Genomic DNA, 19,952 nt, shown 5'->3' on the forward strand with positions numbered 1-19,952 from the left:
TCAGCTCCCCTTCGCCGGGACGACCTGCAGGTAGACCGCGGTCAGCACGAAGTTGACGAAGAACAGCAGGAGGAAGGTGATGACCACGGACTGGTTCACCGCGTCACCGACCCCCTTCGGCCCGCCCTTCGGGTTGAGCCCGCGATAGGCAGCGACGACACCCGCGATAAAGCCGAAGATCAGGGCCTTGAGCTCGCTGATCCAGAGGTCGGGCAGCTGCGCTAGAGCGGAGAAACTGGCCAGGTAGGCGCCGGGGGTGCCGCCTTGTAGGACGACGTTGAAGAAGTAGCCGCCCATCACACCTACGACGCTGACCAGACCGTTGAGCAGGACCGCCACGAGCATCGCCGCGAGGACCCTGGGGACGATCAGCCGCTGCACCGGAGAAACCCCGAGGACCTCCATGGCGTCGATCTCCTCGCGAATGGTGCGCGAGCCGATGTCGGCGCAAATGGCCGAACCGCCCGCACCCGCGACGAGGAGGGCGGTGACCAGGGGCGCCGCCTGCTGGATGATCGCCAGAACACTGGCGGCACCGGTGAAGGACTGCGCTCCCAACTGGACGATCAACGTGCCGAGCTGCAGGGCGACGATGGCACCGAACGGGATCGCGACCAACGCGGTCGGCAAGATCGTGACGCTGGCGATGAACCAGCACTGCTGGATGAACTCCCGCGTCTGAAACGGCCGCTTGAAGATGTTCACGACCACGTCGATGGCGAGCGCGAACAGCCGCCCGGTCTCGCGCAGGGCACCCGCACCGGGGAAAGACCTGGTGGGAGCGGTCATGGGCGGCCGCCGGGCCAGGCTGGGATTTCTTGGGTGTCGTCGACCTCGGCGGGGCGGGGGCGGGGGGCGGTGAGGCCGTAGCGGAGGAGTTCGTCGTGGGTGAGGGACTCGATGATGCCCTGCTGGGCCGCGGGCGGGAGGGAGTGCAGGATCTGCATGACCCGGTCTTTGCGCCTGCGCACCGCCATCCGCTCCGGGAGGCCGGGCGTCGGCTCCAGTTGCGGCACCACCCCGCGCAGGTCCTCTTCGGACGATCCGTCGGAGTGGCCTGCCGCCGCGTGGGCCTCTTCCTGGGCTATCTGCGCGGCGTCCTTCTCCTCGGACATGCCGATCGGGCCGAGGCGGCGGCCGTTGAGGAACTGGGCGACCACGGGCTCGTCGCTGGTCAGCAGGACCTCGCGGGGGCCGAACATCACCAGTTCCTTGCGGAAGAGCATGCCCAGGTTGTCCGGCACGGTCCTGGCCAGGTTGATGTTGTGCGTGACGATCAGGATGGTGGCGTCGATCTGGGCGTTGAGGTCGATGAGCAACTGGCTCAGGTAGGCGGTGCGGACCGGGTCGAGGCCGGAGTCCGGCTCGTCGCACAGGATGATCTCGGGGTCGAGGACCAGGGCGCGGGCGAGGCCCGCGCGCTTGCGCATGCCGCCGGAGATCTCGCCGGGGAGTTTGCGCTCGGCGCCCTGCAGGCCGGTCAGCTCCAGCTTGTCCAGGACGATGCGCTTGATCTCGGCCTCGGACTTGCGGGTGTGCTCGCGCAGCGGGAAGGCGACGTTGTCGTAGAGGTTCATCGAGCCGAACAGGGCGCCGTCCTGGAACAGCACGCCGAAGAGCTTGCGGACCTCGTAGAGCTTGGCCTCCGAGCAGGTCACGATGTCGACGCCGTTGATGACGCAGCGGCCGCGGTCGGGCTTGAGCAGGCCGATCATGGACTTGAGGAACACCGACTTCCCGGTCCCCGACGGCCCGAGCATCACCGACACCTCACCCGGCGGGAGGGTCAGCGTGACGTCCCGCCAGATGGCCTGGTTCCCGAAGGACTTCGTCAGCCCCTCGACGACCACCTCGGCGCCCATCGACCCTCCAGCCCGTGTTGCCCACCGGCGTTCACCCCCGTGCAACGAGGGCGACCCGACCGGGTTACTCGCGAAGTTACTGCCGAGTTGGAAAAGTACTCGGATCCCTCCCCATTCGCTCAACCGGGTTATGAGATTGCCCACACCATCGCTTTGGGTCACCCGTCGACACCCTGCGCGACCAGCCGGTTTCAGCCATCTCGGTACATCTCTAGATAGGGCTAGGTAGAGTTCTGGGTATGGCCGGTCCACGGATGACACTGCCGACCCAACTGGTGCTGCGGGTGCTGCTGGAAGACCCCGACCAGGAGCGGTACGGGTTGGAGATCTGCGCGGCGGCGGGGCTGCCGAGCGGCACGATCCACCCCCTGCTGGCCCGGCTGGAGCGGGTCGGCTGGCTGCGCAGCCGCTGGGAGCAGGTCGACCCGGCCCACGAGGGCAGGCCCCGGCGCCGCTACTACAGCCTCGACCCCAACAGCACCGCGACGATCCGCGCCGCCCTCAGCCGCACCGAAGCCAGCCGCGCCGCACTCGCCCGTCTCCGCCCGGGCATCGCCGGGGGTGCCCAGTGATCGACTTCATCGTCTTCCCCCACATCCTCGAAGACGCCCTGCAGGACGCGGAGTCGATCATCAAGATGCTCCACCCCACCCCAGGGGTGATGATCACTGGCGACCCCGACCGCTTGCCCGAATACGCACTGGAACATGCCCTGCGGTTGAGCGCCGTGCTCAAACGCGTGGACCCTCATACCTTGGTGGTACCCGGGGCCTCCATCGATGCCTTCTACAGGTTGCGCTACACCGCCTTCTTACTGAGGAACGAGCGCCGGGAACAGCACCACCCCGCGAGTCTGGGCAGCACCCTCAAACAGCTCTCCCGCGATTTCGATCGCCTCGCAGCCGAGGTCGCAGCCACCTATCCAGTCACAGCACCCCCGGTGGGGCGGCTGTCGCGCGGGCTGACCAGCCTGGCCGTGCGATTGCTCCCCGCCGCAGACCGCGAGCGGTTCCGGGAAGACTTCCTCGCCGAGATCTGGGAGATCGCCGAAGCCGGCAGCAAACGGGCCCAAGCACGCCACGCGCTCCGAGTCCTGGTCCGCGCCCCACTGCTGCGCCGCGAACTACGCACCCCGGCTGAGCGGATCCGGTCGTGGTGACCCGCAAACACCCCCACGGCCTGATCGGCTATGTCCTCGAGGACGCCACCCGAACCAGTCAGGCGTTGCGGCTGCTCAGGTGGATCGTCCCAGCCGCGGTTCTCGTGGCGATCGCGCTCTTGGTCGTCAACCCGTTCGCCGCCGCGGGAGTCGTCACTGCGGCCACCGGGCTGTCCGCCCTGCGCCGGAGGCGGACCTGAGGAACGCGAAGGGCCCGACACCGGTGCGGTGTCGGGCCCTTCGACGAGGGTGGTGCTAGATCACTTGACCGAGATCTTGGCGCCCGCAGCCTCGAGCTTCTCCTTGGCGGCCTCGGCGGCCTCCTTGGCGACCTTCTCCAGGATGGCCTTGGGAGCGGCCTCGACCAGCTCCTTGGCCTCCTTCAGGCCCAGGCCGGAGACGACCTCGCGGACGACCTTGATGACCTGGATCTTCTTGTCGCCAGCGGACTCGAGGATGACGTCGAACTCGTCCTGCTCCTCGACGGCCTCGGCCGGGGCGGCGCCGGGGGCGGCGGCGGCAACGGCGATCGGGGCGGCGGCGGTGACCTCGAAGGTCTCCTCGAACTGCTTCACGAAGCCGGAGAGCTCGAGGAGAGTCATCTCCTTGAACGCGTCGAGCAGCTCGTCGGTGCTGAGCTTCGCCATGGTGGCGTTCCTTTCACTAACACACCCGGGCTAGCGGGCGCGATTCTTCCGGGTGGGGTGTTCAGCTCTCGGCTGCGGCGTCTTCGGCGGGAGCGGCGGCGCCACCTTCGGCTGCCTTCTTCTCCTGCAGGGCCGCGGCAAGGCGGGCGATCTGCGAGGCCGGGGCGTTGAACAGCCCGGCGGCCTTGGCGAGGTTGCCCTTCATCGCGCCCGCCAGCTTGGCGAGCAGCACCTCACGGCTGTCGAGGTCCGCGATCTGCGCGACCTCTTCCACCGTGAGCGGGCGGCCGTCCATGTAGCCGCCCTTGATGACCAGACCCTTGTTGTCCTTCGCGAAGTCGCGGATGGCCTTCGCGGCGTCGACCGGTTCGCCCTCGACGAAGGCGATCGCGGTCGGACCGATGAACAGGCTGTCCAGACCTTCCACCCCGGCGTCCGCGGCTGCCCGCTTGACCAGGGTGTTCTTCGCGACACGGTAGGACGTGCCGGTGCCGAGAGCGCGACGCAGCGTGGTCAGCTGGGCCACGGAGAGGCCGGTGTACTCGGTGACGACGGTGGCCGAGCTGGTGCGGAACTTGTCCGCGATCTCGGCGACTGCGCCCACCTTCTCTGGCTTCGCCATGGGTCGCCTCCTCTCGTGTTCGGGTCGCTGGCCGACCCCGAGAACGAGGAACGCCCCGGCGCGTGAGGCGGCACGGGGCGCGACAGGCTGCGAACAGCCGGAGAAGCACGATCCATGTCCTCCTGCGCGGGCCGCCCACGTCGGTGGGACCTTCATCCGCCACTAGCGCGGCGGAGACCAGCGGTCTTCGGTGAACCGGGATCCAGCGTACGCGGTGTCCACCGTCGACTCCAAACCGGGGTCAACGGCATGATGGTGACCATGGCCGATCACGAGCAGCCGGACCGCGACCAACCACCCGCCGGGCCGCCCGCGATCCGACCACCGGGCCAGCCACCCGCGGTGCCGATGCCCGATGACGAGCAGTGGCGCCAGTTCCAGGAGTTCCAGCGGTTCCAGGACTTCCAACGCGGCCAGGCCGACGGCACGCTCCCCCCGCCGCCGCGCGCTAAGCGCCGACCGCTGTGGCTGCGCGTGCTGCTGGCGAAGTGGTTCCGCCGCTTGGTCTACCTGCTCCTCGTGCTCCTCGCCCTCACTTGGGCCTACCAGCACTTCTTCGGCGGCCCCGACGAGGACCTGCCCGCCTCGCAGACCGGCGGCGGTAAGACCACGCGCACGGTCCTCTTCGCGACCACTCCCAAAGAGGCCGTGCGCGCGTTCTACGACAACATCGCCCAGAACATCCCGGACGACGCTTGCACTCGGTTCGAGACGCAGCAGGTCGAGGACCAGTTCGCCCGGCACTTCAACGCCCCCGACTGCCGCACGGCCGTCCAGCGCCTCAACGCCGAGGTCGGCACGGCCAACGAGTACGCGGAACCCCGTTTCCCGCTGGCGATGGACTTCACCCCGCGCACCGACGGCACGATCGTGGTCAGCTCGTGCGAGATGGAGGTCTACGACGGCCCCCGCCTCGGCAGGTTCACCGTCAAGGTCATCCCCGGCTCCCGCGGCGACCAGTGGACCATCTCCCGCCACGACGACGAACCGAACCCCTGCCCGGCCAAGGCGACCCAGCCCACCGGCTGACGATCATGGACAGCTGACGCTGACGGTCACCTCGTGCGTGGCGGAGACGCTGCTGCCCCAGTTGCCGAGGACGTCCTTCATCTGGACGCCGTAGTAGGAGTGGATCCGCCAGTCGCCCGGCTGGCAGGGGTAGGTCTCGGCGGTGGAGTTGGCGGTGTTGGAGCCGGAGGCGCCGGGGAAGGTCTTGTCCCGCGTCTTGGTGCCGTCCGGGAAGGTGATCTCGTAGTAGCTCGGCTCCCAGATCCGGCAGCCGTTCGGCGGCTTCTCCCAGCCGATGCCGAAGAGGGCCAGCCAGCCGCACTCGGTCCACAGCACCGGGTAGACGCCGCCGTCGCCGGAGTCGTAGAAGCACAGCCAGCTCTTCATCCGGCGGTTCTCGTTGCTGTTGTAGTCGACCCACTCACCGCAGTGCGGTTCGACGACCGTGGTCGGGGCGGCCTGCGCCGAGGTGGCGGGGACGATCAGGGCGGCGCTCGCCAGGACGGCGGCCGCGAGAACGCGAGCGAGGTTCATCATGCGCCGATGGTCCCGAGCGGGCCGCGGTGATGATCACTCGAAACCGGCATCTCCACCCGAAGGGGTAGTACCGGGCCCGACCCCAGCATGACTCGGCGCTAGACCGCCCGGTCCTAGCGTGTGGGCCATGGACGAGAAGGGGTACGACGGGCTGCAGGCGGTGGTGTTCCTGGTCGGGATCTACGAGGGGTTGCTGCCCTTCGCGTCCAAGGTCTTCGACTGGGACCCGTTCCTGGCCTTCCCGCTGCGGCTGCCCGCGCCGCTGTGGTGGATCGTCGCCGCGGCGGTCGTCGTGATCTGCCTGGTGCTGCTGGAACTGCTCGACCGGGCCAAGAAACGGGTCCGGTAAGCACCCGGTAACGCAAAAGGGGCCCCGCCGCAGCGGGGCCCCTTTTGGGGAAACTCAGGCCTGCACGTCCTCTTCGAGGAGGTTGCGCAGCTTCGCCGGGTCGACCGGGATGCCGGGGCCCATCGTGGTGGAGAAGGTGATCTTCCGCAGGTACCGGCCCTTGGCCGCGGACGGCTTGGCCCGCATGACCTCGTCGAGCGCGGCGGCGTAGTTCTCGACCAGCTTGGACTGGTCGAAGGAGACCTTGCCGATCACCAGGTGCAGGTTGGACTGCTTGTCGACCCGGAAGTTGATCTTGCCGCCCTTGATCTCGTTGACCGCCTTGGTGACATCGGGGGTCACCGTGCCGGTCTTCGGGTTCGGCATCAGGCCGCGCGGGCCGAGGATGCGGGCGATCCGGCCGACCTTGGCCATCTGGTCCGGGGTGGCGATCGCGGCGTCGAAGTCCAGCCAGCCGCCCTGGATGCGCTCGATCAGGTCCTCGGAGCCGACCGCGTCGGCTCCGGCGGCCTCGGCCTCGGCGGCCTTGTCGCCGGTCGCGAACACGATGACGCGGGCGGTCTTACCGGTGCCGTGCGGCAGGTTGACGGTGCCGCGGACCATCTGGTCGGCCTTGCGGGGGTCGACGCCGAGGCGGATGGCGACCTCGACGGTCGCGTCCAGCTTGACCTTGGAGGTCTCCTTGGCGAGCTGGGCGGCCTCGAGCGGGGTGTAGAGCCGCTCGCGGTCGATCAGCTCGGCCGCCTGGCGGTATGCCTTGCTGCGCTTTGCCATTGCTGTTCCTTCTAACGAAAGTGTGCGCGGCCGATCGGGAAGCGGACCAGCCGAGCGCGGATCAGGTGTGGTGCGAGCCAGCGCGTGGCCCTCCCACGGGGTACTGCTGCTGCCTTATTCGACCGTGATGCCCATGGACCGGGCGGTACCGGCGATGATCTTCGCGGCCTGGTCGATGTCGATCGCGTTGAGGTCGGTCTTCTTGGTCTCGGCGATCTCGCGGACCTGGTCCCAGGTGACCTTGGCGACCTTGGTCTTGTGCGGCTCTGCCGAGCCCTTCTCGATCCCGGCGGCCTTGAGCAGCAGCTTCGCGGCGGGCGGGGTCTTGAGCTTGAAGTCGAACGAGCGGTCCTCGAACACGGAGATCTCGACCGGCACCACGGTGCCGCGCTGCGACTCGGTCGCGGCGTTGTAGGCCTTGCAGAACTCCATGATGTTGACGCCGTGCTGACCCAGCGCGGGGCCGACCGGCGGGGCCGGGTTGGCCAGACCCGCCTTGATCTGCAGCTTGATGATCGCTGCGAGCTTCTTCTTCTTGGGTGGCATCTCAGTGCTTCCTTAGTGCTTCCGGTGTGCGGCGCGCGCGGCACCGCGGTGGACACACCCGCGACGAATGGCTGCGTCCCGGTTGTGCCTGCCCGGCCCGATCCCTCGGACCGGTCAGATCTTGGAGACCTGGTTGAACGACAGCTCGACCGGGGTCTCCCGGCCGAAGATCGACACCAGGACCTTCAGCTTCTGCCCGTCGGCGTTGACCTCGCTGATGGTGGCGGGCAGCGTGGCGAACGGGCCGTCCATGACGGTGACCGACTCGCCGACCTCGAAGTCCACCTCGACGGTCGGGCCGCGCGAGGCGGACCCGGCGGAGCCCTTGGCCGAGCTCGGCTTGGCCTCCTCGACCTGGGGGAGGAGGAACTTGAGCACGTCGTCGATGGTCAGCGGCGACGGCTTGGAGGTCGCGCCGACGAACCCGGTGACGCCGGGGGTGTTGCGCACGGCGGACCAGGAGCCGTCGTTGAGCTCCATCCGGACCAGGATGTAGCCGGGCAGCACCTTGCGCTGCACCTGCTTGCGCTGGCCGTTCTTGATCTCGGTGACCTCTTCGGTCGGCACCTCGACCTGGAAGATGTAGTCCTCCATGTCCAGGGTCTGGATGCGCGTCTCGAGGTTGGTCTTGACCTTGTTCTCGTACCCCGCGTAGGAGTGCACCACGTACCAGTCACCGGGGGCGGCGCGCAGCGCGTCGCGCATCTCGGCGACCGGGTCGGCCGGGGGGGCGTCGATCGGCGTCTCGTCGACGGGGGCCTCGGCGGCCTCGTCCGCGTGGACCTCGTCGGCGTTCTCGGCGTCGATGACGGGGTGGTCCTCGGAGAGTTCGGTCAGGTCGCCGGCCTGGGCCGCGCCGTTCTCGGAGGTCACAGTTGGTCTCGCTTCCTTTCGTGCAGCACGTGTTCGGCCGAGCGGCGGGGACTCAGCCGAACAGCCAGAACACGCCCTTGCCCAGGGCGACGTCCAGACCCGCGACCAGCGCCACCATGAAGGCGACGAACACCAGTACGACGGCGGTGTAGCCGATCAGCTGCTTGCGGGTGGGCCAGATGACCTTGCGCAGCTCGGAGACGACCTCCCGGAGGAACCGGGTGATCCGGCTGAAGATCGAGCCCTTGTCGTCCTTGTTGCGGTCGCGCGCGGGAGTCGGTCGGCCCTTGGCGTCGACGGCGTCGGACTTGGCCGCGCGCTCCGGGCGGGCCTTGGCCCGCGCCTCCGACTTGCCGTCGGCGTCCTTGCGCGCGGCAGGGCGAGCCGTGCCCCGGCGCTCACGCCGGGCAGCGGCGGTGGACGGACGAGACGGGCGCTCCTGCCCCTCTTCCCGCTCCTGGTCCTCGGCCACGCGATTCCTCCGCTCGCTGGAAACTCCCGACCCGGCGCGGGATCAACCGGACCGGACGTCAAACGCAGGGGCGACAGGAATCGAACCTGCAACCTGCGGTTTTGGAGACCGCTGCTCTGCCAATTGAGCTACACCCCTTCGCACTCCGCCACCAACACTACCGGCGGACCGCGTTCGGACGCACTCCACTATCCCCACCGGAGACCCGAGGGGGACGGTCAAGTCGTTCCAAGCACGAGAGCATACGGTACCCGCTCGCACGGACCTAAACCGAGTACCGATCACGGCCCTGACCAGCCGGTTCGCCGTGGTGATCAAGAACACGGCGAACCGGCGGGACGGTCGGGACCGCTCAGCCCCGCAGGGCGCCCAGCGCGGCTGCGAGCCGGGCGACGCCCTCGGGGATCTGGTCGGCGCGCACGCCGGAGTAGGCCACCCGCATGGTCGACTGGCCGCCGTCGAGCAGGAAGTCGGTGCCCTTCACGAAGGTCACCCCGCGCTCCTCGGCTGCGGGCAGCAGCTTGGCCACGTCCACGTCCCCGGCCAGCTCGACCCACATGAAGTACCCGCCCTCGGGGGCGGTGAACTTCGCCTCCGGCAGGTGCTCGCTCAGCGAGTCGCACAGCACCCGGACCCGCTCGGCCAGCGCGGCGTTGACGCCCGCGACCGCGGCGTCGAAGCGCCCGCCGATGCTGAACTGGTGCACGATCGCCTGCGCCAGCATGTTCGGCGAGATGTAGGTGTTGGTCGCCGCGACGCGGATGTCGTCGATCAGCGCGGCCGGGCCGACCAGGTAGCCGACCCGGGTGCCCGGGGCGACGGTCTTGGAGAACGAGCTCGCGTAGACCACGCGGCCGCGGCCCTCGTCGAGCTCCAGCATCGTCGGCAGCGACTCGCCTGCGAAGCGGATCTTGACGTACGGGTCGTCCTCGAAGATGACGAAGTCGTACTGCTCGGCCAGCTCCAGCAAGCGCTTGCGCTTGGCCAGGCTCAGCGTGTAGCCCGCCGGGTTCTGGAAGTTGGGGATGACGTGCGCGAAGGTCGGGCGCAGGCCACCGGCCAGCAGTTCGGCCAGCTCGTCGGTGTCGATCCCGTCGACCTGCAGCGACACCGGGCGCACGTCGGCGTCGCGCTGGCGCAGCCCGAGCAGCGTGCGGTCGTAGGTCGGGCGCTCGACGACGACCGGCGCGCCCGGGGTGACCAACCGGTCGAACAGGAACGCGTCGGCCTGCATCGAGCCGTTGGTGACCAGTACCTGGTTCTCGGCGACGCCGTGCTGCTCGGCGAGGTGCCTGCGCAGCGGGAGGTAGCCGACCGCGGTGCCGTAGCCGAGCGCGGCGCCGGGGTCCTTGGTGAGTGCGGCGTCCGCGGCGGCCTTGAGGCCTTCCACGTCGATGATGTCGAGGGAGGGGGCGCCGCGGGCGAAGGAGATGAGTTCTGATGCCGTCACGCGTGGAATCTAGATGAACCGGGCGTGGTCGAACCGTCGGGGTCGACCACGCCTCCCGGTGCTCCTGGGGCCCGGCCTAGGGCCGGACGATCGCGATGGCCTTGCCGAGCACCGCGCGGCCCTCGAACTTGGCGGACAGGTCGACCCGGATGCTGCCGTCGTCGAGGATCGCGCCCACCTTGCCGCTGAGCTCCACCAGCGCGCCGGTGTCGTCGTTGGGCACGACGACCGGGCGGGTGAAGCGGGCCTGGTAGTCGACGAGGGCGCCCATGCCCCAGTCGGTGACGACCCGACCGGCCAGCGCCATGGTCAGCATGCCGTGCGCGATCACGTCCGGCAGGCCGACGCCCTTGGCGAACGCCTCGTTCCAGTGGATCGGGTTAAAGTCCAGCGCGGCACCGGCGTAGCGGACCAGGTCGGCCCGGGTGAGGTGCACCTTGAGCTCGGGCAACTGGTCCCCGACGGCCACGGCCGGTCCAGCCTCGCTGGAGGCGGCCGAATCACCAAGGATCTCGCTCACGCCTGCTCCTCGTCCGCGTCGCGCACCACGAGCAGGGCCTTGGTGGTCACCCTCGGGTCGCCCGCCTCGGTGCGGATCTCGGCCCTGAGGGTGATGAAGTCGTTGCCCGCGCGCCGCGAGATGCTCTCCACGGTGGTGGTGACCTCGAGCCGGTCACCGGCCACGACCGGGCTGTGGTGGGTGAAGCTCTGGTCGCCGTGCACCATCCGGCTGTAGTCCAGCCCCAGTTCGGGGTCGTTGACGATCCGGTTGATCGACGCCAGGTTCACGATGGTGGTGAACGTCGGCGGGGCGACCACGTCGGCGTACCCGAGCGACCGGGCCACCTCGACGTCCACGTACTCCGGCCGCGGGTCCCCGATCGCCTCCGCGAACTCCCGGATCTTCTCCCGGCCGACCTCGTACACCGACTCCGGCGGGTACTCCCGCCCCACGAACGACTGCTCAAGCGCCACGCGGCAACCCTACCCATGCACGACAAAGGCCACCCCACACAGGTGGGATGGCCTCGCGTCGTTCACATCACCAAAGCCACCGCGCACGGTGAGCCCCGGTGAACCCGTCTTAGCGGGTCTCCTTGTGCAGCTTGTGGGTCTTGCAGTTCGGGCAGAACTTCTTCAGCTCCACCCGGTCCGGGTCGTTGCGCCGGTTCTTCTTGGTGATGTAGTTGCGGTGCTTGCAGCTCTCACACGCGAGCGTGATCTTCGGCCGCACGTCAGTAGAAGCCACAACAACCAGCCCTTCACAAAAGATCAACAACCCCGAAGCCAACCCAACAGGGCCGCCCCGGCATGGGGGTCCGGGGCCTAACCCCGGCTGGGTTCCGAGATCTCGCCCCCCTCGGCGGGGTCCCCGGCAAACCACCCCCCGGGTTGGGGTCCCCGGTGAATCACCCCCGGGTGTGGGGTCCCGGCGAGCCGCCCCCCGGGTTGGGGTCCGGGGCGAGCCCCGGCTGGGGCCTGGGGGCTGGCCCCCAGAACAATGGCGAAGCGACAAGGTCAATGCTCTCCATTGACACACGTCACCCATCGCGTAGCGGTGGCCGGACTTGAACCGGCGACGCAGCGATTATGAGCCGCTTGCTCTACCAACTGAGCTACACCGCTGTGACATGGATCAAGCCGCGCCACACCGCTGATGTTCCCGGTGTACCGCGGCCGAACCGTCGAGCCCCTTTACGGAATCGAACCGTAGACCTTCTCCTTACCATGGAGACGCTCTGCCGACTGAGCTAAAGGGGCCTTGTCCCTGGGGACGAGCAGTACTTTACACAGCCTGCCCGCAGGGTCCAAAACGGGGGGTCGATCTAGGACAGCAGGGTCAGCACCGTCTCGTCCCGCAGGCCCCTGGCCTGCGTGGTCCTGGCCTGCAGCCAGGCTTCGAGCCTGCTCTCCGACAGCGGCCGGGAGATCAAGTAGCCCTGCGCGACGTCGCAGCCCATGCCCGCGAGCTGGTCGCGCGCGGCGTCGTCCTCGACACCCTCGGCGACCACGGTCAGCCCGAGCGAGTGACCCAGTTCCACGATCGAGCGGACCACGGCGAGATCGCCGAGATCGGTGCCCATGCCGAGCACGAAGCTCTTGTCGATCTTCACCTCGTCCACCGGGAGCTGGCGCAGGTAGGCGAGCGAGGAGTACCCGGTGCCGAAGTCGTCCACCGCGAGCACGACGCCGAGGGTGTGCAGGCGGCGCAGCACCGGCAGCGCGCGCTGCGGGTCGGCCATCACGCCGGACTCGGTGAGCTCCAGGGTGAGCAGCTCCGGCGGCACGTTGTGCCGGTCGAGCGCGGCGGCGACCCGGTCCGGGAAGGTCGGGTCGTCGAGGCTGCGCACCGACAGGTTGACCGCGGCGGCGATGCGCAGACCGCGGTCCATCCACTTGCGGACCCGGATCAGCGACTGGTCCATGACGAAGGTGGTGAGCGCGTCGACGAGACCGGCGGCCTCCACGGCTGGCACGAACTCGTCGGGGTCCAGGCGGCCGAACTCGGGGTGGCGCCAGCGGACCAGCGCCTCGACGCCGAGCACCTGGCGGCTGGGGAGCGCGACCTTGGGCTGGTAGTGCACCTTGACCTGGCCGGTCTCCAGCGCCTGGCGGAACTGGGTGACCAGCTGGAACCGGCGCAGGAAGATCTGGCCCATCGTGGGCAGGTACGCCTTGACCGTGTCGCCGCTGGAGCGGGCGGCCCGCAGCGCGACGTCGGCGCGCTGCAGCAGGGCGTCGACGTCGGTCTCGACCTGGGCGCCGTCGTGCTCGCCGCAGCGCGGACCGGAGTAGCCGACGACCGAGTTGGCCTCGACGGTGAGCCGGTCGACCGGGTACGGGGCGGCCAGTTCGGCGCGCAACCGCTCGGCGATCCCGTGCGCCTCTTCGGGGGTGGTGCGCAGCAGCAACGCGGCGAACTGGCCGCCTTCGAGCCGGGCGAGCGCCACGTCGGGGCCGAGCGCGTCGCGCAGCCTGCGGCCCGCGGCGACGACCATCCGGTCGCTCCAGGCGTAGCCGAGCGCGTCGCTGACGGTGGACAGGACGTCGAGGTCGATGCGCAGCACCACCGAGTCCTGGTGGCGGCGCAGCGGGTCACCGGCTGCGCGGCGGAAGCCGGGCCGGTTGAGCAGGTTGGTCAGCGGGTCGTGGTAGGCGTCGTGGCGCAGGGTGGCCAGCAGCCGCCGGTTGTCCATGGCGGTGGCGAGGTGGCTGGCCATGGTGCCGATGAGCCGGTGGTCGGCCTGGCCGAAGCCGCGCCAGCGGGAGAGCTTGTCGTGCGCCTCGACCACGCCGAGCAGGTGGCTCGCGCTGCGCAGCGGCACGACGAGCGCCTCGTCGGCCTCGCGGCGCAGCAGGGCGTGGCGGATCTCGGGGGTCGCGTCGCCGCGGCGGAAGTGGCGCACGTGCGAGCCGGGCAGCCGCAGCAGGGCGTCGGCGCGGGAGCCGGTGGCCTCGACGTCGTGCGACTCGGGCGGCAGCTCGTCGCCGGAGACGACGGTGTGCAGCGGCAACTGCGGTTCGAAGCGCAGCCGGAGCACGACGCGGGCGGCGCCGAGCTGGTCCTTGATCCGGTCGGCGATGATCTGCCACTCGTCGCAGTCGGCGACCTTGGCCGTCTCGGTCGGGTCGGTGCGGCCCAACGACGGTTTCGCCGCGGCCTGGTGACCCGAGCGGGCGACGATGAGGCTGACCTCGGAGAGCGCCTCGAGGTCGCGCTGTTCGCGGAGCAGGCCGGAGTAGGCGATGTAGAGCGCGGACAGGCCGGCGAGGGCGAGCACCAGCAGCGGCCAGCCCGCCTCGGCGTGCGAGACGACCTGGTAGCCGACGACGCCCATCGAGGCGTTGACCAGGCCGAGGACCAGGGTGCGCAGCACGAGCCGGACGGCGGCGTTGAGGCGCATCGTGCGGCCGAGCACCCGCACGCAGACCAGGGCGAGCAGGGTGCTCGACAGCGGCGCGACGAGCGCGCCAGCCAGCACACCGGCCCACGCCGGGCCGATGCCCTGCAGCACGTCGTTGACCCACTTGGCGACGGCGAACGCGCTGGTGATCTCGAAGATCATCGCGCCAGCGTTGTAGAGGATCCGGTCCTGCACCTTGCGCACCAGCAGGGTGCCGACGCCCGCGAGCAGGTGCGCGGCGAGCACGACCTCGAACGGGGCGACGAACAGGCCGATCACCAGGGGGATCTCGCAGAAGGAGATCGACCAGGACACCCCGGTGCGCACGTCGATGTTGATCGCGAGCTGCTCGGCGAGCAGGAAGCCCAGCGCGAGCAGCAGGCCGACCACGACAACCTGCGGGGTGTCGCGGGCGGGCAGCCACCAGGAGGTCAGTCCGGCCGCGACGAGACCGGAGACCAGGACGAGGATGGAGAAGAAGAGGAAGCGGCGGTCCGGTGCCTGCTCCTCGGCCTGCCACTGCTCCGGGTGCGCACCCGGTTCAGCGGGGTCCGCGAGTGCCGGTCCTTGCTCGGCCGCGCCGGGGTGGTCCGCGCCAGGGTGGTCCGGCATTGCAACCTCCTCCAACGGCCGCGGGAGGGTGGTCCTGGTGACCTTCCCGCGCGTGGCGGGACCCCGACGGCCCGCTGACTGTACCCCGATCAGGCGAAAGAGGCACGTGTGCTAGTTACCCGCGGCCACCAAGTTCAGCGGCCGTTCAGCAGGTGAGACGGCCGGACAGCACCGTCACGGCCCGGCCCGTCAACCGCACCCGGTCGCCGTCGAGCTGGACCGTCACAGTGCCCCCGCGCGCCGACAGTTGCTTGCCGACCAGCAAGGACCGGTCGAGCTCGTGGCCCCAGAAGCCTGCCAGCGTGCAGTGCGCCGAACCGGTCACCGGGTCCTCGTCGATGCCTACGGCCGGGTAGAAGCAGCGGGAGACGAAGTCGGCGCCCTGATCACCGGGTGCGGTGACAATCACTCCTCTGGACGAGTCCTGGGCGAACGCAGAGAGATCAGGCCTCAGCGCCCGCACCTCGTCGGCGGAGGCGACCCGGATCAGGAAGTCCTCCCGGCCGCGGTGGGCGGACAGCACGGTCACGCCGGGCAACGCGGCGACCAGTGCGGCGGGTGGTTCGACCGGTTGCAGCGGGTCGGCGGGGAAGTCGAGTTCGATCCCGGTGTCGGTGGGGGTCGCGGTCAGCACGCCGCTGCGGGTGCTGAAGCGGCGCGCGCCTTCCAGCACGTGCGCGGTCGCGAGGGTCGCGTGGCCGCAGAGGTCTACCTCGGCTTTGGGGGTGAACCAGCGCAGTGGGATGGGGTGGGTGGGGTCAAGAGGGGCTGGGATGGGGTGGGTGGGGTCGGTGCAGCGGAGGTCGGCGAAGGCGGTCTCGGAGAGGTTCATCTCGGCGGCGACCGACTGCATCCACTCGGCGGAGCGGTCCTCGGTCAGCAGCACGACCGCCGCGGGGTTGCCCCGGAAGGCCTGGTCGGTGAACGCGTCAACCACGTAAACGTCCATGGGCGTCGACGGTACTGCGCTTGGATGGCCGGGTGGATGTCGCTGAGATCGAGGCCGAACACGCCGCCCGGGTGCACGCGCTCGACCCGCTGCTGCCCGCTCCCCCGCCGCTCGCGCCCGGCGCGGGTCACCTGCTGACGAGCACGGGCGGTGCGGCGATCGCGTGGCCGCAGCGGGGTCTCGAGAGCGATCCGTGGGGGCCGCTGCGCAGGCACCTGCTGGAGGTGCGGTTGGCGCGGCCGGACGCGCTCGGGGACCTGCTGGACCAGTGGTTCGACCTGATCCACAGCTCGGTGGAGCCCGGCGACCTGGAGTGCGCGGCGGTCGTGGAGGTGCCCAGCCGCGACACCGAGGGCGTGTTCGCGTTGGTGCAGCGCGGTTTCGTCCCCGTGAGCGTCGCGGCGGCCCGGATGGCGGGCCGGGGTTTGGCGGGGCCCGCCGACGTGCTGGTCCGCCCGGCCGAGCCCGCGGACTTGGCGACCGTGCTGGAGTTGGCCGTCGCCGTGGTCGAGTACGACGCGCCGTTCGGGAAGATCACCCCGCGGCCAGCGGCCATCGAGGCCCTGCGGGACCAGATGGCCGGTCTCTTAGCCACGCCCGACCCGCGGATCTGGGTCGGCTGCCGAGACGGGGAGGTCCTCGGCTCGGTCTACGTCCAGCTCCCGCCGGAGTCGGCGTGGTGCGCGAGGTACACATCCGTGCCCGGCCCCGCGTACCTGGCCAGCATGAGCGTCCGGGCTGATCAACGCGGTTCCGGTGTGGGCACGGCGCTGGCGGCGCACGCCCACGCCGTGATGGACGCGGGCGCTCCCCTGACCCTGTTGCACCACGCGCTGCCGAATCCCCGGTCGACGCCGTTCTGGTACCGCAACGGGTACCGCCCGCTGTGGACGACCTGGATGCGGCGGCCGATCTTGCGCTAGTCGGAGTTCCAGCGGGCGATGTCCTGGGCTTCCTCTTCGACGTCGACCTCGCTGACGACCTTGTTCTTGTCCATGCGCCAAGTGCCGACCACCACGCCGTCGCGCAGGACCACCGGCATGATGAAGCCGCCGCCCGCTTGCACGCGTTTAGCGAACTCGGGCGGCACGATGCCGTCGCGGCTCTTGTAGCCCAGTAGATAGGTGTCGAAGTGACCGAGCAGCCTGGTCGTGGGCCCGGGGTCGGCGACCAGCTCTGGTTCACCTGGATCGCCTGGTTCACCGAAGCCCGCGCGGGCCTTGCCGAGCGGGAGGCCCGACCAGGCGGCGAAGTCCTCGGCCGTGGCGGGCCCGTAGCCGCTGCGGTAGCGGTCAGCCAAGCGCTCGACGGCCCGCTGCTCGTCGACCGGCGGGCCGGGGTCGAAGCGGACGTAGGTGGGTTCGGTGTCGGAGCGGTCGGGGCCGCGGCGGATCCGGCCGGTCATGGCGGCGTAGGCGATGAGGTGCGCGGGCGCCTGGGTCTTGGGGTCGAGCCGGATGCCGTTGTCGGCCAGCAGCGCGACCAGTTCGGCGCGGCTGTGCGGCTGCTCGGTGGCGATGACCTGGGCGCCCACCTCGGCGAGCGCGTCGTCGAGGCCGAGGCTGTGCCGCCTGCCGCGGTTGGCGTGGGCGAAGCGCGGGCCGAGCAGCGAGACCAGCCAGCCCGCGTCCCCGGCGGCGACCATGTGCAGGGTGCCGCGCATGGCCCAGGTCCGGACCACGGTGCCGTCGGCGACCGCTCTGTCCACATCGGACCTGCGCAGGCCGGTGCTGCGGGCGCGGACGGCGAGGCGCGCGGGCCGCACGTCCTGCGACTGGACGCCGACCACCCGCTCGACCGCGGCGAGCACGGTGGCCGCGCGCGGTCCGGCCAGGCCGTTGGCGACGGTGCGGGCCACCAGGTCCGCGTGGCTGGGCCCGCTCACCTGGCGAACAGCAGGTCCGGGTCGGCCATCGCCTTGAACTCCAGGGCGTTGCCCGCCGGGTCGCGCAGGAACATGGTCCACTGCTCACCTGGCTGGCCCTCGAACCGGACGTACGGCTCGATGACGAACTCGGTGCCCGCGGCGCGCAGCCGGTCGGCGAGGGCGTGGAAGTCGGGGACGGCCAGGACCAAGCCGAAGTGCGGGACCGGGACGCCGTGGCCGTCGACCGGGTTGGTGGCCGCGTCACCGCGGCGGCCGGGGGCGAGGTGGGTCACGACCTGGTGGCCCGCGAGGTTCCAGTCGACCCAGGAGTCGGAGTCGCGGCCCTGCGGGCAGCCGAGGACTTCGCCGTAGAAGTGCCTGGCCGCGGTCAGGTCGTCGACCGGGATGGCGAGGTGGAAGGCGGGCCTGGTCATGGTCCTGACGGTACCGGCAGAAATTTCCGGCGGACTTGGCAACCTTTCCCGGGGTGGGTCCGGTCTAGGGGGTGACTGGGTTTGGGAGGGGGTGACGGAGTGCACGGCAGTGAGACCGGTTTCGACCAGTTCGTCCGGGACCGGTACGACCAACTGCTGCGCTACGCCGTCATGCTCACCGGCAGGCGCTGGGACGCTGAGGAAATCGTCCAGGAGGCGCTCTTACGCTGTCTACGCAGGTGGCGCCGTGTGCCCGCGGACAACGCCCTCGCGTATGCGCGTAAGGCCGTCTACAACGAGTTCTTGCGCGTGGCCAAGCGGAAGCAACAAGTGTCGCTCGATGAGCTAACCGAGCAACTGGACTTGGACGACTTCGCAGGCGCGGTGGTCGAGCGAGACCACGTCCTGGTCGTACTGCAACAGCTACCGCCCCGGCAACGGGCGGCGGTAGTGGCAAGAGTGGTGCTGGACCTGTCCGAAGCACAGACCGCAGTTGAGCTTGCCTGCTCCGTTGGCACCGTCAAGTCGCTAACAAGCAGGGGGATGGCTCGGGTCAGGCAGTTGTGGGCGGCCCAAGCACCCGCGTCACCCGGAAGGAGGGGGGCGTGATCGCGGAAGACGAAGACCGCGCCATCGCCCGGCTGCGCGACGAACTGGGCTCGGTGCGGTTGTCGAGCAGCGGCGACCAGGTCGACCGCGTGCTCCGGCACGTGCACGGGCGCAGGCGCGCGCAACGGCACCAGCGGGTGCAGATGCTGACCGCGGTCGCGGTGGTGGTGTTCGCGGTGGCCGGGGCGTTCGTGGTCACCTCGCAGTCCGACACCGGACCGGACCAGGAGGGCACCACCGTCGCCGCGGTCACGCAGTGGCAACTGCGCGGGGACCTGGCCGGGGACGCCGACCTGGTGCACCGCGCGGAACAGACGTGGAAGACCTCCGCCCACCCGCCGTCCGGCGCGGTGCGCGCGGTGTTCGCCGGGCGGTCGCCGAACGTGTCGGCGTGCCTGGACATCGTGGTGCTGGTCGCCGACATCTCCGGCGGCCGCGAACAGGTCGCGTTCGTGACCACGCCGGTCTCGGTGACCGGCAAACCGGACCGGTCGAAGTTGCTGCTGCGGGCGCTGACCACGGTGCCCGACGGGCAGCGCGCGGTCGGCTTCCTCGCGGCCACCCCGGACCCCCAGGACGAACCGATCATCAGCGGCGGCCCGGTCGGGCTGGCGCTGACGGCGCCGGGCGTCGCCGAGATCGAGGTGCGCACCTCGGCGGTCGACTACCCGACCCCGCAGACGAACACCCCGATCGGCGCGGTGTGGCCCGCGCCGGAGCAGGGGGCGGGGGCGTGGAACGCCGAACTGGTGGTCCGCACCCCCGGTGACCACAAGCAGCGGTACCCCATCGCGGCCGGGCTCGGCGACGTGCCGGTCGACCAGGTGGCGCTGCGGACCGAGGGCGGTGTGCTGCGCGCGACCGGGCAGGGCGTGCGCCGGGGCGACCTCATCGCGACCCCGGACGGGGTGGTCGGTGTGGTCAGCGCCCCGGACGGGACCGTCGACACCAGGCTGAGCTCGCTCGCCACCGCGGGTCGGGTGCAGACCGCGGTCTCGGCGGTGCCGGGTCAGCTGGTCGACGGTGCCGCCGGGGTCAGCTTCGCGCCCACCGCGATGGGGCCGCTCGCGCCGGGCAACCGATTGGTGCTGCTGGCGTGGAACCGGCCGCAGATCGCGCTGAACATCGGCAAGCTCAGGCAGGGCAACCAGGGCTGGCTCACCGACCGCGTCCCGGGCCTGGTGTCCGCGACGTCGGCGCTGCGGGTCGGGAGCCCGTGACCGGGCGGGTCGGCAGGACGCGGGCGGGACGACCGGGGTCGTCCCGCCCGTGGACCC

Annotated in this window: 25 protein-coding genes and 3 tRNA genes; 8 read left to right on the forward strand and 20 right to left on the reverse strand. The window is 70.2% G+C overall.

All coding sequences use genetic code 11. The annotated features are described in order from the left end of the window. Positions 1-789 carry an MlaE family ABC transporter permease gene (locus LV75_RS22605; RefSeq protein ID WP_253888997.1) on the reverse strand — a complete coding sequence of 263 codons (789 nt, stop codon included), beginning with the start codon at positions 787-789 and terminating at the stop codon, positions 1-3. Continuing rightward, positions 786-1,862 carry an ABC transporter ATP-binding protein gene (locus LV75_RS22610; RefSeq protein ID WP_301319626.1) on the reverse strand — a complete coding sequence of 359 codons (1,077 nt, stop codon included), beginning with the start codon at positions 1,860-1,862 and terminating at the stop codon, positions 786-788. Before LV75_RS22610 ends, LV75_RS22605 begins: the two co-directional genes overlap by 4 nt. A 239-nt stretch (positions 1,863-2,101) precedes the next feature. On the opposite strand from LV75_RS22610, the gene LV75_RS22615 reads away from it, so the two are divergent. From LV75_RS22615 to LV75_RS22625, 3 genes are read left to right on the forward strand one after another with little or no spacing between them, the layout of a single operon-like run. Next, complete coding sequence (locus LV75_RS22615) at positions 2,102-2,434, forward strand: PadR family transcriptional regulator (protein WP_253888998.1); 333 nt, start codon at positions 2,102-2,104, stop codon at positions 2,432-2,434. Then, a complete protein-coding gene (locus LV75_RS22620) occupies positions 2,431-3,021 on the forward strand; it encodes a hypothetical protein (RefSeq protein WP_253888999.1) in 591 nt (196 codons plus the stop codon). Before LV75_RS22615 ends, LV75_RS22620 begins: the two co-directional genes overlap by 4 nt. Further along, entirely contained in the window at positions 3,015-3,221 is a 207-nt protein-coding gene (locus tag LV75_RS22625; RefSeq protein WP_253889000.1) for a hypothetical protein, read from the forward strand. Before LV75_RS22620 ends, LV75_RS22625 begins: the two co-directional genes overlap by 7 nt. Before the next feature lie 60 nt (positions 3,222-3,281). Here the strand turns inward: LV75_RS22625 and rplL are convergent, their stop codons facing one another. Together rplL and rplJ are read right to left on the reverse strand one after the other, a co-directional pair. After that, on the reverse strand, positions 3,282-3,668 hold the full coding sequence (gene rplL, locus LV75_RS22630) for a 50S ribosomal protein L7/L12 (RefSeq protein ID WP_253889001.1): 387 nt from the start codon (positions 3,666-3,668) through the stop codon (positions 3,282-3,284). Between the two features lie 61 nt (positions 3,669-3,729). Beyond that, on the reverse strand, positions 3,730-4,290 hold the full coding sequence (gene rplJ, locus LV75_RS22635) for a 50S ribosomal protein L10 (RefSeq protein ID WP_253889002.1): 561 nt from the start codon (positions 4,288-4,290) through the stop codon (positions 3,730-3,732). A gap of 261 nt (positions 4,291-4,551) precedes the next feature. On the opposite strand from rplJ, the gene LV75_RS22640 reads away from it, so the two are divergent. Further along, complete coding sequence (locus LV75_RS22640) at positions 4,552-5,319, forward strand: hypothetical protein (RefSeq protein ID WP_253889003.1); 768 nt, start codon at positions 4,552-4,554, stop codon at positions 5,317-5,319. A gap of 3 nt (positions 5,320-5,322) precedes the next feature. Here the strand turns inward: LV75_RS22640 and LV75_RS22645 are convergent, their stop codons facing one another. Continuing rightward, on the reverse strand, positions 5,323-5,835 hold the full coding sequence (locus LV75_RS22645) for a hypothetical protein (RefSeq protein ID WP_253889004.1): 513 nt from the start codon (positions 5,833-5,835) through the stop codon (positions 5,323-5,325). A 127-nt stretch (positions 5,836-5,962) separates the two neighbouring features. Between LV75_RS22645 and LV75_RS22650 the strand changes: the two genes are divergently transcribed. Beyond that, positions 5,963-6,184 (forward strand): hypothetical protein, encoded by a 222-nt coding sequence (locus tag LV75_RS22650; protein ID WP_253889005.1) that lies wholly within the window; start codon positions 5,963-5,965, stop codon positions 6,182-6,184. 54 nt (positions 6,185-6,238) lie between these two features. Here the strand turns inward: LV75_RS22650 and rplA are convergent, their stop codons facing one another. From rplA to LV75_RS22715, 13 genes are all read right to left on the reverse strand, one after another. After that, positions 6,239-6,958, reverse strand: coding sequence for a 50S ribosomal protein L1 (gene rplA / locus LV75_RS22655; RefSeq protein ID WP_253889006.1), 720 nt, complete (start codon positions 6,956-6,958; stop codon positions 6,239-6,241). Between the two features lie 114 nt (positions 6,959-7,072). Further along, a complete protein-coding gene (rplK, locus tag LV75_RS22660; protein WP_092777606.1) occupies positions 7,073-7,504 on the reverse strand; it encodes a 50S ribosomal protein L11 in 432 nt (143 codons plus the stop codon). Between the two features lie 114 nt (positions 7,505-7,618). Then, entirely contained in the window at positions 7,619-8,377 is a 759-nt protein-coding gene (nusG, locus tag LV75_RS22665) for a transcription termination/antitermination protein NusG (protein ID WP_253889007.1), read from the reverse strand. 52 nt (positions 8,378-8,429) lie between these two features. Then, entirely contained in the window at positions 8,430-8,849 is a 420-nt protein-coding gene (gene secE / locus LV75_RS22670; protein WP_253889008.1) for a preprotein translocase subunit SecE, read from the reverse strand. Between the two features lie 65 nt (positions 8,850-8,914). After that, positions 8,915-8,987: transfer RNA gene (locus tag LV75_RS22675), tRNA-Trp, on the reverse strand. Between the two features lie 214 nt (positions 8,988-9,201). Further along, positions 9,202-10,299 (reverse strand): aminotransferase-like domain-containing protein, encoded by a 1,098-nt coding sequence (locus tag LV75_RS22680; protein WP_253889009.1) that lies wholly within the window; start codon positions 10,297-10,299, stop codon positions 9,202-9,204. Positions 10,300-10,375: 76 nt separating this feature from the next. Then, the gene (locus tag LV75_RS22685) at positions 10,376-10,819 is read right to left on the reverse strand and encodes a MaoC family dehydratase (RefSeq protein ID WP_253889010.1); all 444 of its coding nucleotides are present in this window, start codon (positions 10,817-10,819) and stop codon (positions 10,376-10,378) included. After that, the gene (locus LV75_RS22690; RefSeq protein ID WP_253889011.1) at positions 10,816-11,274 is read right to left on the reverse strand and encodes an FAS1-like dehydratase domain-containing protein; all 459 of its coding nucleotides are present in this window, start codon (positions 11,272-11,274) and stop codon (positions 10,816-10,818) included. Before LV75_RS22690 ends, LV75_RS22685 begins: the two co-directional genes overlap by 4 nt. Before the next feature lie 109 nt (positions 11,275-11,383). Next, a complete protein-coding gene (rpmG, locus tag LV75_RS22695) occupies positions 11,384-11,548 on the reverse strand; it encodes a 50S ribosomal protein L33 (protein WP_092777594.1) in 165 nt (54 codons plus the stop codon). A 304-nt stretch (positions 11,549-11,852) separates the two neighbouring features. Continuing rightward, positions 11,853-11,925 (reverse strand) — tRNA-Met (locus LV75_RS22700). Positions 11,926-11,987: 62 nt separating this feature from the next. Then, positions 11,988-12,060: transfer RNA gene (locus LV75_RS22705), tRNA-Thr, on the reverse strand. A gap of 65 nt (positions 12,061-12,125) precedes the next feature. Continuing rightward, positions 12,126-14,816 carry a putative bifunctional diguanylate cyclase/phosphodiesterase gene (locus LV75_RS22710; protein ID WP_253889012.1) on the reverse strand — a complete coding sequence of 897 codons (2,691 nt, stop codon included), beginning with the start codon at positions 14,814-14,816 and terminating at the stop codon, positions 12,126-12,128. Between the two features lie 145 nt (positions 14,817-14,961). Continuing rightward, positions 14,962-15,765 carry a PhzF family phenazine biosynthesis protein gene (locus tag LV75_RS22715; protein ID WP_253889013.1) on the reverse strand — a complete coding sequence of 268 codons (804 nt, stop codon included), beginning with the start codon at positions 15,763-15,765 and terminating at the stop codon, positions 14,962-14,964. Between the two features lie 32 nt (positions 15,766-15,797). Between LV75_RS22715 and LV75_RS35605 the strand changes: the two genes are divergently transcribed. Then, positions 15,798-16,688: a GNAT family N-acetyltransferase gene (locus LV75_RS35605; RefSeq protein WP_253889014.1), complete on the forward strand. Its 891-nt coding sequence runs from the start codon at positions 15,798-15,800 to the stop codon at positions 16,686-16,688. Here LV75_RS35605 and LV75_RS22725 read toward each other — a convergent pair. Together LV75_RS22725 and LV75_RS22730 are read right to left on the reverse strand one after the other, a co-directional pair. Further along, the gene (locus LV75_RS22725; protein WP_253889015.1) at positions 16,685-17,650 is read right to left on the reverse strand and encodes a winged helix DNA-binding domain-containing protein; all 966 of its coding nucleotides are present in this window, start codon (positions 17,648-17,650) and stop codon (positions 16,685-16,687) included. The two genes, LV75_RS35605 and LV75_RS22725, sit on opposite strands and share 4 nt — an antisense overlap. After that, positions 17,647-18,066 (reverse strand): VOC family protein, encoded by a 420-nt coding sequence (locus LV75_RS22730; RefSeq protein ID WP_253889016.1) that lies wholly within the window; start codon positions 18,064-18,066, stop codon positions 17,647-17,649. Before LV75_RS22730 ends, LV75_RS22725 begins: the two co-directional genes overlap by 4 nt. 99 nt (positions 18,067-18,165) lie before the next feature. Between LV75_RS22730 and LV75_RS22735 the strand changes: the two genes are divergently transcribed. Both LV75_RS22735 and LV75_RS22740 read left to right on the forward strand, forming a co-directional pair. Continuing rightward, positions 18,166-18,675, forward strand: a complete 510-nt coding sequence (locus LV75_RS22735) for a sigma-70 family RNA polymerase sigma factor (RefSeq protein ID WP_253889017.1) — start codon at positions 18,166-18,168, stop codon at positions 18,673-18,675. Beyond that, the gene (locus LV75_RS22740; protein ID WP_253889018.1) at positions 18,672-19,895 is read left to right on the forward strand and encodes a hypothetical protein; all 1,224 of its coding nucleotides are present in this window, start codon (positions 18,672-18,674) and stop codon (positions 19,893-19,895) included. Before LV75_RS22735 ends, LV75_RS22740 begins: the two co-directional genes overlap by 4 nt. Positions 19,896-19,952 lie beyond the last annotated feature (57 nt).

The sequence above is a fragment of the Actinokineospora diospyrosa genome, assembly GCF_024171925.1.
In the GTDB taxonomy this organism is placed as follows: Bacteria; Actinomycetota; Actinomycetes; order Mycobacteriales; family Pseudonocardiaceae; genus Actinokineospora; species Actinokineospora diospyrosa.